Source organism: Haloarchaeobius ordinarius (genome assembly GCF_051801355.1).
Taxonomy (GTDB): domain Archaea; phylum Halobacteriota; class Halobacteria; order Halobacteriales; family Natrialbaceae; genus Haloarchaeobius.
Genome location: NZ_CP196560.1, coordinates 93488 through 110615, shown reverse-complemented (window position 1 = coordinate 110615; position 17128 = coordinate 93488). Strand labels below are relative to the sequence as shown.

The following is a 17128-nucleotide window of genomic DNA, read 5'->3' as shown; positions in this document are numbered from 1 at the left end:
ATTCTCCGCCACGACAGTGTCTCCACTCGACTGGTTGACGACGGTCATTCCTCGGCGATGGCCCGGACAGTGAAATGTGACCTGCCAGAGACCCCCTGACTCCTGCACGACCGAGAGACCGTGCTGTCGAGCCGTGGCTCCCCGGTGTAGTGTTGCAAAGAAGCGTTTGTAAAGCGCTGATACGCTCTGTCGCCCCGGTGGCGACTAGTTAGAAATCCGAATTATACGCGAACGACGTTCTTCGCGCGGGGACCCTTGGGAGCGTCCTCGATGTCGAATTCGATCTCGGTACCTTCCGTGAGGTCCTCGCCGCCAACGTCCTCCATGTGGAAGAAAACGTCCTCGTCAGCATCCTCAGTCGCGATGAAACCGTAGCCGCCTGTGTCGTTGAAGAAATCAACCTTACCGTTTGCCATTGCGAATAGACCCAGTTGGAGCACACGGTTAAGGGTTGGCATCTGTCCGCGGAAGCCATACTTTCGCGGACATCTATCTGCACAACACGTTGTTTGCTGGCCATACGTAAACGGATATGTGGTTCTGTGCCCCACCGGTGACCGATTCGACAGAACGACCGGTGACTTCGGACGAATCCACAGTTCCCGTCCCCGGAACACGGCTGCCGGTGAGTCCCCTGGAGGTCGACACCGACGTGGACTAGCCAGTCACGAGCCAGACGGACGAGTACAGCCGCTCCGCGGCCGCTTCGTGACGGGGCGAGAGAGCGGTCGCTCGTGAGTCTGGGTTCCGGAGAAACGATGTAACGCTACGTCGCCGTAGGGCGACCGTGCGGTAAAATCGCGTTAGTTAGTGCGAACGACGTTCTTCGCGCGGGGACCCTTGGGAGCGTCCTCGATGTCGAATTCGATCTCGGTGCCTTCGGTCAGGTCCTCGCCGCCAACGTCCTCCATGTGGAAGAAAACGTCCTCGTCAGAGTCCTCTGTCGCGATGAAACCGTAGCCGCCTGTGTCGTTGAAGAAATCAACGTTGCCGTTTACCATTGCGAATAGACCCAGTTGGAGCACACGGTTAAGGGTTGGCATTCGTCCGTAAAATAAAGACTTCCGATAACAAATACTCGCCATATACCTGTTCTAATGGACATTCGGACACGCATGCAGGGTTTCGGCTGGAAATAGTGCCCGACCCGTCGGAACGAACGGGTGGCTCTGTGGTATCCACAGTTCCCGGAGCGTACAGACTCCTGTCCTCCGAGGCAGACTAAAACTACGTTCGACATTCGAAACTCGACATTTTAGGATGTACGTGCAGAGTAGATGGTTTCTGAGAGAAATACTAGCAACAATAATAGGTCCTAGACGACGTATGCCCACAGGCACTAAGTAGTGTGTCGGGGTAGCATGCACCATCCATGATAGAGACGACGGTCGAAACCCTGCGGCTCCGCTCGCACGAGACCATCACCGACGACGCCCCCGTCAGCGAGGCCGCCAGACGGCTCGGATGCCCAACCATCCCTGCGCTCACGGTGGTCGACGGTGACACGGTCGTCGGGACGGTTGCCGAATCCGACATCGTCGCGATGGTCGCTGCGACGGACGAGCGCGAGACCGTTCGGTCGGTCATGTCGATGCCGGTCACCATCTCACCGACCGCGACGCTCCACGACGCCGCCGACACGATGCGGGCGACCGGCGTCGACTACCTCCCGGTCGTCGACGACACCTTCCGCGGGCTGCTGTCGGTCGAGACCCTGGCTCCGTACCTCTCGCGGCGGACCCTCGATTTCGAGTCGGCAGAGACGTCGATGCCCGTCGAATCGGTCGACGGTCGCGAGTTGGCTGCGGGTGACTGAGAGCCGTCCGCTGTTCTCGCACCGCTTGCGGCTGTCGTGTGCCTCCGATACTGCCACGTGAGGACTGGCCTCTCCACGAAACTCGCGAACGACGCGGAAATCTGCGGTGACAGGTCGTCTGACCGGCGACGACGTGGCACTCGAACCACCGGTTCGAGGCCACTTTTCTGTTCTCGACTCTCACAGGCCGTGTGCCCCATTATTCCAGGTGGGTCGTCGTCCCGCTACTGTGGGTTCGCGGCGCGAAACGCCGTCGCCGCCGTTTCCATCGTCTCGAACGACGCCCCGGATTTCGAGCGAACGTGTTGCAGGAACGCTTCGAGCCGCAGCAGTCGGTGTGCCTGCCCGACGACCTGCGGGTGGAGCGTCAATACGAACACGCCGTCGTCGACGTGCTCGTACATCCAGTCGAACTGGTCGTACCACTTCTGGAAGATGGCGTCCTCCGGGACGTACCCCATCCGGTGCGGTCGTGACCACGTGTAGGTGAACGGCGGGAAGTCGTCTCGCTCCCACGAGACCGGCAGTTCGACGATGTCGGTCGGCTCGCCGCGCTCGTACGGCCCATCCTCGGGTGCCTTCCAGCCGCCTTCGAGGTAGTGCGGCCGGAAGTCCGCCGCCATGACGCTTGAGTCCCACTCGAACGCCAGCTCCTGTAGGATGTCGAGCGTGTGTTCGGAGAAGTCCCAGGCGGGAGAGGCGTACCCGGTCGGCCTCTCGCCGGTGAGGTCACGAATCGATTCGATACCGCGTTCGATGTCCCGTTTCTCCGCGTCCTTGCTCTCGAAGGTCGACGGTCCCCGGTGTGTCCAGCCGTGATGTTGCACCCCGTGTCCCCGGTCGTGAACTTCCCCGCAGATTTCGGGGAAGCTCTCGATGGTGTGGCCGGGAATGCACCACGTGGACGAGACGTCGTACTGGTCGAAGAGGTCGAGCAGTCTCGGAGCACCGACGTCCGCACCGTACACGCCGCGGGAGTGCCTCGTGGGCATGTCCCACGAGTCGTACGACCAGAGCCAGGTCGAGACCGCATCGAAGTGGACCGAGAGGCACACTGTCGCGTTCGCCATCGTGTGTCAACACGCCTCATACATCGATAAAGTTCGGGTTGACTACACTGTCTGGTTCGAATAGATGTCTCCACCAGAGTCCGGAGCGCAACGTGCCACCACCCATCGAATATCGTGTCACTAAACGAACCAATTCGATATCTAGCCTGTGGTTTGACAATCTATGACCACGAAGTCCCTGCTGGACGATGAGTGAATCCGACAAGACAGACAAGGCGCTCCAGCGCGTCCGAAACAAGTTCGACGCAGCCGCGAACGAGGCAGACCAGATGAGCGACAAAGCGCGACGAGAGGTACAGGAGGCGATAGACGACCTCGAAAAACGAATCGACAAACTCCGGAAGTAGGAGTCTGTTCCACTACGCTTCGAACTCCGACGTGTTTCTCGCGGTCGACTCCAGAGATACAGAAAGCAGCCTCGGTACTCGTTGGGCCGGTCACCGCCGGTCGGCACGTTTTACCGACCCCACCCACAAGCGAGCGTGATGAGCAAGCTCCGTCCGGACGAACTCGACGCCCGACGCGACGGCGACCAGCCCTTCGTCCTCGACATCCGCCCGCGCGAGGCCTACCAGGCCGAGAACATCGACGGGAGTCACAACCTCCCCGTGTACGACGACCTGCGCGCGGGCGACGAGGACGCGCTCCGACAGCGCCTCGACGAGGTCCCCCGGGACCGCCACGTCGTGACCGTCTGCAAGATGGGCGTCGTCGCGAAGCGGGCCACCCGCATCCTCCACGACGAGGGGTACGAGGCGACCACCCTCGCTGGTGGGATGAGTGGCTGGCGGGGGTACCAGAACGGGACAGTGAGCTACAGGATTCGGTCGCTGCTCTGGCGGCTGTTCTGAGCGTGCCTGCCGGAGGAGGCTGCCCCCGGTACTCCCGATGGCGCGCCCGTGCTCGCTTACCGCGGTAACTGGCCGTTCATCGCCGGGATCCAGTTACAGGCACAGTCTTTCGATGGGCAACAGCAGCCGTTGTGGCAGGGTTCTGCCGTGTCGACCTGCACGAGGGGGCAGTCGAGTGCGCCGATCAGACACTGCATGGCCACCCCCTCGCCCGCACCGTCGACGAGTGGGACCCGGGCTTCCGTGGGGCCTTGCTGCCCGTCGTCGCTCCCCTGGGGCTCCTCTCGTGTCCGGCCGGTACGGGCCGAGCGTTTGCTGATGGAGGCGAGTCGCTGTGGCCCCTCGCCGTCGTGGAAGTCTCGTGGCAGGTACGCGAGCGCTTCGCGGTCGAGCGCGCCGTCGTAGCAGACGGACCCGAAGCGGCCTCGCTCGCGAGTGAACCCCGACTCCGCTGCCTTTCGCATCGCCGCGACGTCGTCACCGTGTTCGACGTCGACGACGTCGTTCGGGCCGTCGGCGACCAGCATCGTCGCGCTGTTCTCGTAGAGTGCCCCGTCGTCGACGAGCCAGCCACCGACGTAGAGCAACTGGCCCCCGTGACGGATGCGCCGGGCGTGGAACAGCGCCGGCATCGGGCAGGGACACCCCGGCGGCTGGACAGTGACCGCCCCGACGAGACAGGGACTCATCGCGGCGCCATCGATATTCGTCTCTCCGCCCCAGTTCGCCGGGACCGTCGACAGGCCATCGTCGTCGCTGTCGTCGTCGCCCGAGTCCGAGACGAAGCGCCACGACGGCGCACTCTCGTCGTGGGGGACGGTGGAGACGACGACGGCTCCTCCCACGCGTTCGACGGCGACACCCCGGTTGCTGCCGTCGGTATCGACGCTGAGGTGGGCTGCCCGACAGGCCATCTTGTCACCAGCTGCCCCGTCGGCGTCGCCGGACTCGACGCGCCAGCAGTCCAGACGGTCGTCGTCGGCCCCTGCCTTCGCCCGCCCCCACACGAACATCCCCTCCTCGCTGGCGAGCCGGGTCGGCTCGGCGGAGAGCTGGTCGAGCAGTATCTCCGGGGTGAGCACGTCCGCGAGTGACTCGTTGCGGCCGACCACACTCGCGTCCGGCACCACGACGACGAACCGCTGGGAGACCGTTGGCTCGGCGGCGAGGTACTCGAGGAGACGGCCGATCTCGTCCTCGTCAGTCTCGTCGTCGACGGCTATCTCGGTTCGCGGTCTGTTCGACCGGCTGCTGTTGTAGTCCTGTGCCGCCGCCTTCGAATCCGTGTAGATGCCGTCGAGGTCGACCGTCCGGGAGACGCCCTCGAACTCGCCCCTGGCGACGATGGGGACGTACTCCATCGTGTAATCCGTCTCCACCTGCTGGCGCTCACCGGTCCGGTTCTCGCCGCCGGCGTAGAAGAACGACGGGCTCGCCGCCGTCCCCGAGACGACTCTCCCGGCGACCTCGTCCCCGAGCCGACCCCGGATATCCTGGATGCACCCACCCAGACTCGCCATTCCCATGGCGCCAGCCGCGGCCAGCAGTTCCCGCCTTCGAATCGTCCCCTCCCTCCCTGGTCGTCGACTGGTAACACCCATCTTATCAATTAGATTAGGAGACTCGTGGACATAACCGTATCTGTGTGTCCGGTCAGTACCCAAGCGTTTCGAGCGTCGCTTCGAGAGGGTCAAGATATTCCTCGCCGAAGTGCCGAACGTGCGTCAGCAGCGGGTAGAGCCGGTAGACGTGTTTTCGCTCGTCGTACCCCGAATCGACACCGGCCACCTCGCGGTAGCGGTCGAAGAAGGCGTCGCCGGCCACCCCGGTCCACTCGGCGTAGGCCAGTTCCACCTCGGGGTCGGCGTAGTAACACGCCGGGTCGAGGACCGCCCGGACCGACTCGCCGTCGGTCAGCAGGTTCGCCGACCAGACGTCCCCGTGGACGAGCGAGGGGGTGGGGTCGTGGTCCAGCAACCCAGGCAGGTCGGCGGCGAGGGTGGCGAGTCGCTCGCCGAGGTGGTCCGGCAGCACATCCTCCTCGCGGGCGCGTGCATTCGCGTGGCCGAGTCGATGGTCGCCGAAGAACGTCGCCCAGTCGTCCGTCCAGGGGTTGGGCTGGCTGTATTTCCCCGTAAGGGTGTCGAAGGGGAAGCCGAACTGGTCGCTCTGGGTGGCGTGCAGGGCAGCGAGTCGCTCGGCCAGGTCGCGTTCGACGGCCGGCGAAATCGTCGAGTCGCCCGCGACGAACTCCAGCACCAGCATGCCGGGAGTGACGTGGGAGACCTCGGGGACGCAGAGCCCGCCCTCTGAGCGCAGGTGGGCGAGCATCTTCGCTTCCGTCCGCAGGTCGGTCTGGGCGGTCTTGACGACGACACGGCGGCCGTCGGCGAGGTCGACGCGATGGACGCTCCCGACCTGCCCGCCGTCGAGTTCGGTCACGGCCTCGACGTGGCAGCCAGCCCAGTCGGCGACGGCCGCGGCAGTCGATTCGTCCATTAGCAACACGCAGCCGGGCCCCACGGATAGCCTCTCTGGAATCGGTGGGTCGGGTGTGGCGGTCGGACCGGTCGTCCTGTCGACCCTGTTGCCAACACCGACCTGCCTCTCTACACCACCTATCGAGTCGTGGGGAGACGGTCCCCCCGTGGTCGCGTACTTCGGGCTGGGGCTGCTCGCGCGTCGAATTGGGGTTGTCACTCGTCTTCACACGCCATCCGCCATCGGCTGGAGCTCTTCACGGAACGTTCACCGAGGAATCGAGGTCTCGGTCTCGCAGCTATCGAGTGTGTGAGTGGCGGGGATTACGTCCAGTTGCGATTACTGCGATGCAACGGAGTTGATCCCGCTCTGAACCCAGTACCAGGAGATAACCCCGAAGAAGAGGAACAGGAGAAAGACCGGCATCGGGTCTTTCTCGGTGGCTGGCTCTGCTGCTTCGGAGATTTGCCAGAGCACGATGATGTTTGCAAGCGGGATGATCGCCAGAATCGGGGTCAGATTCTGGTCTGTCCCCTCGTCGAGCATCTTCGCTGTTTTGTAGGTCCAGTATATCGGATACAGGCCGAACGTAATCACCGTCAGAACGACCTGCATTCCGAGCGACCCTTCGCTGAATGCGGAAGGGTTCGTCACCTGTGGTGTTTCAGACATACATGTGCCAGTTGAGTTCACCAATTAAATAATTACTTGCCATAGAAAGGTTCACTACCGTCTCGGCTGTCGCGTCCGAGACACGCCGACAGCCGTCCTCCTGCGGATGTCGAAGACCTGCCTCTTTGTGGTTCGTGTACCCGCATCGTTACCTTCTGGATAGAACACAGGCCTCGGCACTCACGACTCACAATCGATCCACCTCTGAGTACGGTTCGATATCGATTCCGAGAGCATCGGCGTTCTTCACGTTGGCAGTGGGGACGGGCTCGTCGTGGAGGTTCGTCACTGCCGCGACCATCGACCGTGTCGACAGCGCTCTCACCGCCGGTCTGCTGGTTGGCACGACCCCGACATCGGCTCCAGACTGCTCGGAGCTGGCGGCAGTCGGCAGTTCGGCCGCCGATGGGGAAGGTCGGTACCCCGAGCGATTGGAACGTACCGAGGTCGTCGTCAGTGAACGCGTTCGTGGTACGCCTCGGTCGCCCGTAGCCGGTCGAGAATAGCTTCGTCCGCGTCGGTCACGCCGTCCGATTCAACGGCAGCGAGGTTCCGGTCTAACTGGTCGTCGGTGTCGACACCGACGATGACGCTCGTCACCGCATCGTGGTCGAGACACCACCGTATCGAGGCGCGTGCGACGCTGTCGAGGTCGTCGATTCCCGCCTGCTCGGCCATCTCGAACAGCGCACCTTTCATGAAGACGGCGCGAGTGATGACCCCCACGTTCTCGCGTTTCGCGGCCGGCAGCACGTCCTCGGTGTATTCCGGAGTCGCCATGTGGAACCCGATGCTAATCGAGTCGAACGCCCCGGAGTCGATGGCCGCGACGTACTGGTCCGCACGCTGGGCGTCGGCGCTGGCGAAGCGGATCAGACCCGCCTCCTTGAGTCGGTCGACGTTCTCGCCGACACGTTCGAAGAACTCGTCGTTGTGTTCGAGTGCGCCCGGTTCGAATCCGAAGTTGAGTAGTTCGAGGCTGTCTCGCCTGAGCAGTCCGAGTACGCGTTCTACCTCTGCCTCGAGTCGGTCGTACTCGGTCAGCCCCTCATTGTGGTTCCCGTATGTGTACACCATCCCTGCGGGTCGGGTCTGTACGTAGATGGTCTCTCGGGGTGCAATCGTCTCGAGGTTGCGACCGAGCGCGTCTTTCTCCTCATCGATGGTCACGTCGAAGAAGTTGATTCCGCGTTCGAGCGCCGTGCGGACCACCTCGAGGCGACGGTCGCCACCGTAGCCGTCGAGGTTCAATCCAGGCGTCACCGCCTCCTCGCGCTCGTCGGGGTTGAACCCTCTGACGCCCCCTTCGAAGTACTCGTGGCCGCCGAGTCCGATTGCCGACAGTTCCACGCCAGTATCGCCAAGCTCGTTGTATTTCACTGCTCTTCACTCGACCTGAACACGCATCAATGTATACACGGCCGGGTGTACAGACACGCTTCGTTCGTCGATGCCGTCTCGCTACTCTCTCGGTTCGGCCGTCGCCGCGATCCGAACGTCTCGTTCGACCTGATCGCGATACTTCATCCACGAGAAGGTGTTCCCCTTCTCGAACTCGGTCGCATATGGGATCTCCTGATAGTGGCGGGCGGTGACCGCGGCCACGCCGTCCCAGTGGTCCCGCGCGGTGCGGAGGTGATCGACAGCCCGCTCGCGCTGTGTCTCGTCGCCGGTCGCTCTGAACGTCTCCAGCGCGACGGCGCCCCTGAGCTTCGCAGCAAAGTACTGACTCAGATGGCCCCACGCTTCGATATCATCGACCTCACATTCGAGGCCGCCGTCGCCGTCGCGAACCTCGGTCCGCAGTTCGTCGGCGAGTTCAAGCGCGCGGTCACCGCGCTCCGCGACAGTGTCAGCGAGTTCGGGCGGCGTCACGCCGTGGTCCTCCCCGGCGACGTACTCGGGAATCGTCCGGTAGGACGAATCGAGCGTCTCGTGGTCGATGAGCTCGTCCACGGAGATGAACGTTGAGACCTCGTCGTCGAGTCCTGACCGCCCCGGCGCCGGAGCAAGGAATCCCTCCGAATACAGCGAGTAGTCCCACGTTCCGGCATGGAAGGACGCGAGTTCCTCGGCCATCTGACTGCCACACTGAAACGCTTCGAGTAGGCGTCCGCCGAGGCCGGTTCTGTAGCGCTCGTCGAAGGCCTGTTCGAACACCGCGTCGGGCACCTCTGGATCGTACAGCAACCGTCCCCAGACGGCGTAGAACAGCCATTGTTTCTCGAACGCGTAGGTCCACGTCTGGTGCGTGTCGAACACGTGTGAAAGGTCCTTCGCCGGGATGTACCCTTCCGACCCCACGATGTAGCCAGCAACCGCGTCGTTGGGTTGGAGGTTCTTACGGAGGTGGTCGCGGACGAACGACGGGTCGCCCCACCGCAGGACGAAGATGTCTTCGTTGCGGACGGTCCACACGCGCTGGTAGTGCTCCGGGGTCGGTTCCCACAGCGAATCGTCAACCTCGCCGCTGATACTGTCGTGAGTCTTTTCCAGCGACGTGGTGGAGTGACCGTGCGAGTAGTTGAACTTCGTCGGCACGAGGACCTCCGCAACGTTCTCCGCGGACGCGGCCGTCTCGACGCCACGGCGCATCTCCGCGATAGCTTCGGTCCGCACCGAGCGGTCGAGGAGTCGTATCGGTCGGTCGGCCCGCCTGATGCCCTCCACGAACGTGTCGATGAACCAGTCCTGCTTTTCGGCTGGCGACAGCCCGTCCATCCAGTCACACAGTGAGACTCCGAGACCGTCGAGGTTCGGGTACTCGTCTATCGTCTGCGTGACGCACTGGCGAGTGTAGTCCCGGACGACCTGCTCGGTCGCGTTGAACTGCTCGACCCCGTGTGCCTCGGCGAACGACTCGGAGACGACGATGTTCCAGTTGAGGAGATACGTCTCGATGCCGCGGTCGCTGGCCAGCCGGAACAGCTCTCGCCAGAACCCTCGCCACGACGCCAGTTCGTCGTCGGTGAACTGACTTGCCTCCGGGAACCCCTCTGGCCGGATGAGATATGGAAACGGGTGGAGGTTCCACAGGGTCAAGGCGTTGAACCGGTTCTCGGCCATCATATCGAGGAACTCCCGCCAGAAGTCGAGGTCACGACAGGTCTCGTAGTGGAGCCGGGTCTGTTCACCGCTGCGGTAGGCAGACCACGGGAGGTTGAACTTGATAGCGCGGAACGAGGCCGCGGGACTGCCCGTCGTCTCTTCGACGGCCGACACGCCGCCGCCTCGGCGAACCTGTTCCGCGACTTCCAGCGCCCCGTACATCGCACCCCGTTCGTCCCGTGCCGACACAGTCACGCCGTCGGCGGTCCGTCGAACAGCGAAGCCCTCGGCCGAGATCTCTTCGTTCGACTCGTCGACTGTGACGAGGACGTCCGTCGACGTCGTCTTGCCGCAGTCGTGACGCGTAACGGTCGCACCAGTTCCGCGGAGTGAGTCGACGAGCCGGTCGACGCCGAACTCGATAGCGGGGACAGCCGTCGGATACGAGACGTCCAGGGCTGTCATCCAACGGGGTCCGTCTTCCACTCGTTACCTGTCAGTGCTGTCTGCCGGGAACGACTATCGCTGCTGTTGGGTGGTGCTGGCATACCCTCTGCACAGCGGCCGAGAGCTTAATACTCCGGGAGGGGCGAGCCACGTTCGAACACGTCGGATCCCCAATAGCGTGATACGGTCGTCGACACGGTCACCGAGCCCGGCCTCGTCGTGATGGCTGCCCCGACCGACGCCCTCGGGAGACGGCTTCTCTCTGCCCTCGACGAGTTCCGTCGCCCCGTCTACGTCGAATCCGGGGGGTCCTGGTGCCGAGGTACCAGCTTCGCGCGTTGCTCTGGGGGTTGTTTTAGACCGTCTGTGAGAAAGCAGGCCTCGGCACTCATAGGGCTCGTCACCACCAGGAGCCACCCCGGTTCGGAGCGGTGCCTTCGTCATCGGCCATCCGGAACTCAGCGACCCGGCACAAAGAGCGTACTCCTTCGACTCGCCCGCTCACAAGCCCAGAGAAGTTTCGCCGGCACACACAGGTCTTTTTGCGCAGCCACAGTATGCGAGTCCATGACGGACACCTCCGGTCACGACGACATGGTCCGGCGGCTCGACGAGGACGGCACGCCGGTCGAGGAGGGCTACGAGCCACCGCTCTCTGCGGACCGGCTCGTCTCGCTCTACCGGGACATGCGACTCGGGCGGCGGTTCGACGACCGGATGATAAGCCTCCAGCGCCAGGGCCGGATGGGGACCTACGCGTCGCTGGCCGGACAGGAGGGGTCGCAGTTCGGCTCGATGTACGCGATGGACGACGCGGACTGGCTCAGCTACCAGTACAGAGAGCACGCGGGACCCATCGTCCGGGAGTGTCTCGCGCCGTACATCCGGTACTGGATGGGGTACGAGGAGGGGAACGCGGCGCTCGTGGACCACAACATCGTGCCGTTGAACATCTCCATCGGGTCCCACATCCCACAGGCGACCGGACTCGCGTGGGCGATGAAGTTGAAAGGCGACGACCGGGCGGTCGTCTGTCACTTCGGGGACGGCTCGACGTCCGAGGGTGACTTCCACGAGGGGCTGAACTTCGCGGGGGTGTTCGACGTCCCTGCCGTCTTCATCTGTAACAACAACCAGTGGGCGATTTCGGTCCCGACGAGTCGCCAGACCGCGAGCGCGACGTTCGCCCAGAAGGCCGACGCCTACGGCTTCGAGGGGGTTCGCATCGACGGGATGGACCCACTGGCGATGTACGAGGTGACCCGGGACGCCCTGCGGAAGGCGAAAGACCCGGAGTCAGACGAATCCAGGCCGACGCTCGTCGAAGCGGTCCAGTACCGGTTCGGGGCGCACACGACCGCCGACGACCCGACGAAGTACCGCGACGAGGCAGAGGTCGAAAAGTGGAAGAAGAAGGACCCCATCGCCCGCCTGGAGGCGTTCTTGCGCGACCGGGGGCTGCTGGACGACGAACGAATCGCCACCATCGAGGACGACGTGGAGACGACGGTGGCCGAAGCGGTCGACGCGGCGAGCGATGTCGACCCGGTCCCGGAGGCGATGTTCACGGACGTGTACGAAGAGCAGACACACCGTGTCGCCGAGGACGCCCGGTACCTGGGTGAGTTGCGCGAGACGTTCGGCGACGACGCGCTACTCCGCGACGAGTGATAGGTCTATCTCGGCGACACCTCTCTGTTTTCTGTCTCGAATCGAGTTTCTCCACAGATAGTCAAACCCCTCAAAACGGGGAAGAGAGAGAATATTGCGTCCCAGACTCGGCAGATAAGTAACCATCTCGTTAATACGCCAGGGCGAGAATTGTACGACTGTACACGGAATGGGGTTGGGAGGACATATCTCTGCACGAGAGACGGGTCGCTGAACTGTGGGCAAGTGCCGGTGACCAGGACCGACACGTCATTCCGGTGCAGCTTGAACATGACCGAACAGACAGACAGGACCGGTGACGCAGCACACATTCCGAGCGACGACCTATTCGAGGCACTCTCAGACCATCATCGACGGAAGGTGCTGTTCCATCTCCGGCAGAACGGACTCGCGACCTTCGACGAGCTGACCGTGGTCGCAGCAGAGAAAGACGACGACGCGGCCGACGTCCGAACGGCACTGGTCGAGGAACACCTGCCGATGCTCGAATCACTGGGCCTCGTCGCGGTCGAACAGGACGAACAGAAGGTAGAACTACTCGCGAGTCCCGACGACATCGGCGACTGGCTCGACCTCGCGGTACAGCGAGACGTGAAAGCAGAAATGAACGAAGACACAGGCGAACAGGCGGTGGCGGACGAATCGGAAGACATCAGGGTACTCCTCGTCGACGACGCGCCCGACTTCGTCAGCGCGGTCGCGGACCTGCTCGAACGGGAGCACGACGACCTGGACATCATGACGGCGACGAGCGCGCCGGACGCGTTCACCGTGTTGAAGAACGAACCGGTCGACTGTATCGTCAGTGACTACAAGATGCCAGCCATCGACGGGCTGGAGTTCCTCGATGCGGTTCGGGACGAGTATCCCGAGGTCTCGTTCATCATGTTCACCAACAAAGGGAGCGAGAATACCGCCGGCGAGGCGGTCGCTATCGGCGTGAGCGACTATCTCCAGAAGGAGACGAGCCCCGAAGGGTACGACCGGCTCGTGGACTCCATCCGCAACGCCGTTGGCAAGCAGTCCTGACCTTTCCCGTCGATGAGCGACAGGGACTACGACTACGAGCACCACAGGGCCGAGAGCGGACTGGAGAGTGTCATGACGACCTCGCTATCGGAGTCCAGTCAGATACGCGTCCTCCACGTCGACGACGACCCGGACCTGGTCGAGGCGACGGCTGCGTTCCTGACGAAGATAGACGACGACATGACGGTCGTCACCGAAACCGACGCGAAGGCTGCACTCGCGTGGCTCGACGGTAGTATCGACTGCATCGTCAGTGACTACGAGATGCCGGGCATGGATGGCATCACCTTCCTCGAAGCCCTGCGCGAGGAGCACGACTCGCTCCCGTTCATCCTGTTCACCGGCAAAGGGTCCGAGGAGGTCGCGGGGAAGGCGGTGTCGGCGGGCGCGAACGGCTACATCCGGAAGGAGGGCGGGACGGGCCAGTTCACCGTCCTCGCGAACATGATACGGGAGGCTGTCTCGAAGGCCCGTGCCGAGACGAACTACAAGGAGATATTCAAGGCGACCGCCGAGGGTATCCTCATCGTCGACCCGACGACCGGCATCATCCTCGACGCCAATCCCGGTGCGTGTGAGTTGCTCGAACGGGACGCTCACGAACTCGTCGGACGGCCACTCGGCGACGTCAGTCCCGACTACGAACCAGACACGGAACAGACGCTCTCGGAGTGGCTCAGACGCACCGTCGAGGCGGGGACTCAGAAGGTCGAGTGGCAGGTGGTCGACGGCGACGGCGACCTCGTCTGGACCGAGATGCAGTTCAATCCGACGCGTCTCGGCGGGACAGAGCGCGTCCTCGTGTTGCTGCGGGACATCTCCGAACGGAAGCTCCGGGAGCACGAACTCCGGCGTCGTGAACAGGAGCTCGAGGAGGCAGAAGAGCGCTACCAGTTGCTCGTCACGAACGTCGAGGACTACGCCATCTGTGAGCTCGACCCGGAGGGCTACATCACTTCGTGGAACGAGACGGCGGCCCGCATCACCGGCTTCTCGAACGAGGAGGCTATCGGGACCCACATCTCGTTGCTCTACACCGAGGAGGACGTTCAGAACGGGGTGCCCGATCGCCTCCTGGCGACGGCAGAACGCGAGGGGCGGTCCGAGGACGAGGGGTGGCGCGTGCGCCGTGACGGCTCTCGCTTCTGGGCGAACGTCGTCATCAGCAAACTCCGGACCAGTGAGGGACAGACCGGCTTCGAAGCGCTGACCCGGGACCGGTCACGGGAGCGACAGAGCGAAGAAGAACTCACCCGTGTGCAACGACGCTACAGGCAACTCGTCGAGCAGAACCTCGTCGGCATCTACATCATCCAGGACGGCAGGTTCGGGTACGTCAATCCCCGATTCGCCGAGATATTCGGGTACGACCCGGAGGAACTCGTCGGGACCGAGGCACTCGACCTCGTCGCCGAGGAGTTCCGTGACGAGGTCGAAGACCAGCTTCGTCGCCGCGTCGAAGAGAAACTGGAAGACGTGCAGTACCGCTTCGAGTGCGTCCGCAAGGACGGCGAGACTATCCTCGTCGAGGTCCACGGCAACTACATCGAATACGGCGGTCGCCCGGCGGTGATGGGGTCGCTCATCGACGTGACCGAACACGAGGTGCGCCAGCAAGAACTCGAACGCTACCAGCGCATCTTCGAGGCGATGGGTGATGGGGTGTACAAGCTCGACCTGGAGGGCCGCATCACCGACTGCAACCAGGCCGCCGAGGAGATAAGCGGGTACAGCTGCGATGAACTGGTCGGCGAACACGTCTCGCTCGTGATGAGCGACGCGGACATCGAACGGTGTGAGCGGGGAATCCACGAACTGCTGACCGTCGGCGACGAGCGCGTCAAGCGCTACGACATCGGCATCAACCATCGCGATGGACACACGGTCCCCTGCGAGCTCAACCTCACGATCCTCCCGCTCGGCCCTCACGGCGAACTCAGAGGAACGGTCGGTATCGTCCGCGACGTCTCCGAGCGCCGTGAGCGCCAGCGACGGTACGAGGCGGTGTTCAACCAGACCTACCAGTTCACTGGACTGCTCGACCCCGATGGAACCATGCTCGAAGCCAACGAGACCGCTCTCGAGTTCGGTGGTCTCGACCGGTCGGACGTCGTCGGGAAGCCGATGTGGGAGACCGGGTGGTTCGCCGACGACGAGGAGACACAGCGGACGCTCCGCCGGCTGGTCGAGCAGGCCGCGGCGGGGGAGTTCGTCCGCTGCGAGATGGACGTCCACGGTCCCGAAGACGTCGCAGTCACCGACTTCTCTATCAAGCCCGTCACGGACGAGGCGGGCGAGGTCGTCCTGCTCATCCCGGAGGCACGCGACATCACCGACCGCGTCCGCATCGAGCGGGAACTCCGTGAGAGTCGCCGCAAGTTCTCGACGCTCCTGTCGAACCTGCCGGGGATGGCGTACCGCTGTGCGAACGAACCGGTGTGGCCGACGGAGTTCGTCAGCGAGGGCTGTCTGGAACTCACGGGCTACGACCGCGAGACTATCGAGTCGGGGGCGGTGACCTGGGGAGAAGACATCATCCACCCGGACGACCGCGAGCAGGTCTGGGAGGCCGTACAGACGGCACTTCGGGAACGGGAACGGTACAAACTCAACTACCGAATCGTCACCAGGGATGGAGACATCCGGTGGGCGTGGGAGCAAGGGCAAGGTGTCTTCGACGGTCACCGTCTGGACGCACTGGAGGGTTTCATCACCGACGTGACAGAACGCCACGAGATGGAACAGGAGGTCCGTGCGGGCGAGCAGACGCTGCGGCGACTGGCCGACGTGGCTTCCCGTGTCGACCTGACCTTCGAAGAGAAGCTGCCGAGAATCCTCGCCATCGGCTGTGAGCGACTCGAGATGGAACACGGCCACCTCACCAGGGTCCAGACGCAGTCCGACCTGCGAGAGGTAATCGCGGTCAGCGACGAGCACGAACACGTCATCGAGGGCATGGTAACGCCGCTCTCGGGCACGTTCTGTGCGAAGACCATCGAGTCCGTGGACCCGACGTATCTCCACCTCGACGCCGAGGACGACGGGCCGTTCCAGACGTTCGTCGGTGCCCCCGTGATGGCCCACGGGGAGGTGTACGGGACGCTTTGCTTCGTCGACTGTGAGTCACGGGCGCCACCGAGCGACGCCGAGCGTTCGTTCCTCACCCTGATGGCACAGTGGATTCGGTTCGAACTCGAACGCGCGGAGTACGAGCGACAGCTCGAACGCGAGAACGCCCGTCTCGAGGACTTCGCGAGCATCGTCAGCCACGACCTCCGGAACCCACTGGACATCATCTCGGTGACGCTCGAACTCGCACGGCAGGACGAGAACCTCGACCGACTCGACGCCATCGAGCGCGCGACGGCCCGTATGAACGAACTCATCGACGACCTGCTGCTGTTGACTCGACAGGGGAAGGTGGTCGGCGAGACGAGTCTGGTCGACGTCGCCACGGTCGCCAGACAGGCGTGGGCGAACGTCGACACACAGAACGCCACGCTCACCGTCGACCCGGACCTCGACACCATCGCAGCCGACGAGCCGCGACTCCTGCAGGTGTTCGAGAACCTCTTCCGGAACTCGATAGAACACGGGCTCGTCCCGTGTCCAGACACCGTCGAGACGGCCCCACAGGGAATCGGAAACGGTGGACGAATCGACGGCTCGAACCAACCGGAGGGTGGAGAGACTCAGTGGGCAACCGAGGGACGACTCTCGGTTCGCGTCGGCCCCCTCGACGCAGGACAGGGGTTCTACGTCGAAGACGACGGTCCGGGTATCCCCTCGAACCAGCGCGAGCGGGTGTTCGACCACGGCTACACCACCTCGACCGAGGGGACCGGCTTCGGTCTCTCTATCGTGCGAGACATCGTCGAGGCCCACAAGTGGCAGATCGAAGCCACCGAAAGCGAGTCCGGTGGTGCCCGATTCGAGGTCCGTGCGCAACCGACAGCCGGTGTGGCCGAATCGGAACTCGCCGAGAGTGGCGCAGAACGCGGGGAGTGACCGGGCCGGGCAGGCCACTGCTTTTTCGCCGCGGC

Annotated in this window: 14 protein-coding genes; 6 read left to right on the top strand and 8 right to left on the bottom strand. The window is 63.5% G+C overall.

Features of this window, described 5'->3' with window-relative positions; translation table 11 throughout:
• Positions 1-221: 221 nt before the first annotated feature.
• Both ACSC1R_RS00665 and ACSC1R_RS00660 read right to left on the bottom strand, forming a co-directional pair.
• A complete protein-coding gene (locus ACSC1R_RS00665) occupies positions 222-416 on the bottom strand; it encodes a cold-shock protein (RefSeq protein WP_261652217.1) in 195 nt (64 codons plus the stop codon).
• A 387-nt stretch (positions 417-803) separates the two neighbouring features.
• Positions 804-1001, bottom strand: a complete 198-nt coding sequence (locus tag ACSC1R_RS00660) for a cold-shock protein (RefSeq protein ID WP_261652218.1) — start codon at positions 999-1001, stop codon at positions 804-806.
• A gap of 371 nt (positions 1002-1372) precedes the next feature.
• Between ACSC1R_RS00660 and ACSC1R_RS00655 the strand changes: the two genes are divergently transcribed.
• The gene (locus ACSC1R_RS00655) at positions 1373-1816 is read left to right on the top strand and encodes a CBS domain-containing protein (protein WP_439027140.1); all 444 of its coding nucleotides are present in this window, start codon (positions 1373-1375) and stop codon (positions 1814-1816) included.
• A 224-nt stretch (positions 1817-2040) separates the two neighbouring features.
• Here ACSC1R_RS00655 and ACSC1R_RS00650 read toward each other — a convergent pair whose 3' ends face one another.
• Positions 2041-2886 carry a polysaccharide deacetylase family protein gene (locus tag ACSC1R_RS00650; RefSeq protein WP_439027139.1) on the bottom strand — a complete coding sequence of 282 codons (846 nt, stop codon included), beginning with the start codon at positions 2884-2886 and terminating at the stop codon, positions 2041-2043.
• Positions 2887-3074: 188 nt separating this feature from the next.
• On the opposite strand from ACSC1R_RS00650, the gene ACSC1R_RS00645 reads away from it, so the two are divergent.
• Both ACSC1R_RS00645 and ACSC1R_RS00640 read left to right on the top strand, forming a co-directional pair.
• On the top strand, positions 3075-3233 hold the full coding sequence (locus ACSC1R_RS00645; RefSeq protein ID WP_439027138.1) for a hypothetical protein: 159 nt from the start codon (positions 3075-3077) through the stop codon (positions 3231-3233).
• Positions 3234-3371: 138 nt separating this feature from the next.
• On the top strand, positions 3372-3737 hold the full coding sequence (locus ACSC1R_RS00640; RefSeq protein WP_439027137.1) for a rhodanese-like domain-containing protein: 366 nt from the start codon (positions 3372-3374) through the stop codon (positions 3735-3737).
• 56 nt (positions 3738-3793) lie between these two features.
• Here ACSC1R_RS00640 and ACSC1R_RS00635 read toward each other — a convergent pair whose 3' ends face one another.
• The 5 genes from ACSC1R_RS00635 to ACSC1R_RS00615 form a co-directional block, all read right to left on the bottom strand.
• A complete protein-coding gene (locus ACSC1R_RS00635; RefSeq protein ID WP_439027136.1) occupies positions 3794-5338 on the bottom strand; it encodes a hypothetical protein in 1545 nt (514 codons plus the stop codon).
• A gap of 52 nt (positions 5339-5390) precedes the next feature.
• Positions 5391-6242 (bottom strand): fructosamine kinase family protein, encoded by an 852-nt coding sequence (locus tag ACSC1R_RS00630; RefSeq protein ID WP_439028745.1) that lies wholly within the window; start codon positions 6240-6242, stop codon positions 5391-5393.
• 315 nt (positions 6243-6557) lie between these two features.
• Entirely contained in the window at positions 6558-6890 is a 333-nt protein-coding gene (locus ACSC1R_RS00625) for a DUF4234 domain-containing protein (protein WP_439027135.1), read from the bottom strand.
• 453 nt (positions 6891-7343) lie between these two features.
• Positions 7344-8270: an aldo/keto reductase gene (locus ACSC1R_RS00620; protein WP_439027134.1), complete on the bottom strand. Its 927-nt coding sequence runs from the start codon at positions 8268-8270 to the stop codon at positions 7344-7346.
• Positions 8271-8351: 81 nt separating this feature from the next.
• Positions 8352-10403: a hypothetical protein gene (locus tag ACSC1R_RS00615; RefSeq protein WP_439027133.1), complete on the bottom strand. Its 2052-nt coding sequence runs from the start codon at positions 10401-10403 to the stop codon at positions 8352-8354.
• A 549-nt stretch (positions 10404-10952) separates the two neighbouring features.
• Here ACSC1R_RS00615 and pdhA point away from each other — a divergent pair.
• The 3 genes from pdhA to ACSC1R_RS00600 all read left to right on the top strand — a co-directional run bounded on the left by pdhA (position 10953) and on the right by ACSC1R_RS00600 (position 17093).
• Positions 10953-12056 carry a pyruvate dehydrogenase (acetyl-transferring) E1 component subunit alpha gene (gene pdhA, locus ACSC1R_RS00610; RefSeq protein ID WP_439027132.1) on the top strand — a complete coding sequence of 368 codons (1104 nt, stop codon included), beginning with the start codon at positions 10953-10955 and terminating at the stop codon, positions 12054-12056.
• 270 nt (positions 12057-12326) lie between these two features.
• Positions 12327-13085: a response regulator gene (locus ACSC1R_RS00605; RefSeq protein ID WP_439027131.1), complete on the top strand. Its 759-nt coding sequence runs from the start codon at positions 12327-12329 to the stop codon at positions 13083-13085.
• Between the two features lie 12 nt (positions 13086-13097).
• Positions 13098-17093 (top strand): PAS domain S-box protein, encoded by a 3996-nt coding sequence (locus ACSC1R_RS00600; protein WP_439027130.1) that lies wholly within the window; start codon positions 13098-13100, stop codon positions 17091-17093.
• Positions 17094-17128 lie beyond the last annotated feature (35 nt).

What these genes read in the sequence shown, in the direction of transcription:
- ACSC1R_RS00665 (WP_261652217.1), bottom strand. Translation starts at nt 416, where the DNA reads ATGGCAAACGGTAAGGTTGATTTCTTCAACGACACAGGCGGCTACGGT.
- ACSC1R_RS00660 (WP_261652218.1), bottom strand. Translation starts at nt 1,001, where the DNA reads ATGGTAAACGGCAACGTTGATTTCTTCAACGACACAGGCGGCTACGGT.
- ACSC1R_RS00655 (WP_439027140.1), top strand. Translation starts at nt 1,373, where the DNA reads ATGATAGAGACGACGGTCGAAACCCTGCGGCTCCGCTCGCACGAGACC.
- ACSC1R_RS00650 (WP_439027139.1), bottom strand. Translation starts at nt 2,886, where the DNA reads ATGGCGAACGCGACAGTGTGCCTCTCGGTCCACTTCGATGCGGTCTCG.
- ACSC1R_RS00645 (WP_439027138.1), top strand. Translation starts at nt 3,075, where the DNA reads ATGAGTGAATCCGACAAGACAGACAAGGCGCTCCAGCGCGTCCGAAAC.
- ACSC1R_RS00640 (WP_439027137.1), top strand. Translation starts at nt 3,372, where the DNA reads ATGAGCAAGCTCCGTCCGGACGAACTCGACGCCCGACGCGACGGCGAC.
- ACSC1R_RS00635 (WP_439027136.1), bottom strand. Translation starts at nt 5,338, where the DNA reads ATGGGTGTTACCAGTCGACGACCAGGGAGGGAGGGGACGATTCGAAGG.
- ACSC1R_RS00625 (WP_439027135.1), bottom strand. Translation starts at nt 6,890, where the DNA reads ATGTCTGAAACACCACAGGTGACGAACCCTTCCGCATTCAGCGAAGGG.
- ACSC1R_RS00615 (WP_439027133.1), bottom strand. Translation starts at nt 10,403, where the DNA reads ATGACAGCCCTGGACGTCTCGTATCCGACGGCTGTCCCCGCTATCGAG.
- pdhA (WP_439027132.1), top strand. Translation starts at nt 10,953, where the DNA reads ATGACGGACACCTCCGGTCACGACGACATGGTCCGGCGGCTCGACGAG.
- ACSC1R_RS00605 (WP_439027131.1), top strand. Translation starts at nt 12,327, where the DNA reads ATGACCGAACAGACAGACAGGACCGGTGACGCAGCACACATTCCGAGC.
- ACSC1R_RS00600 (WP_439027130.1), top strand. Translation starts at nt 13,098, where the DNA reads ATGAGCGACAGGGACTACGACTACGAGCACCACAGGGCCGAGAGCGGA.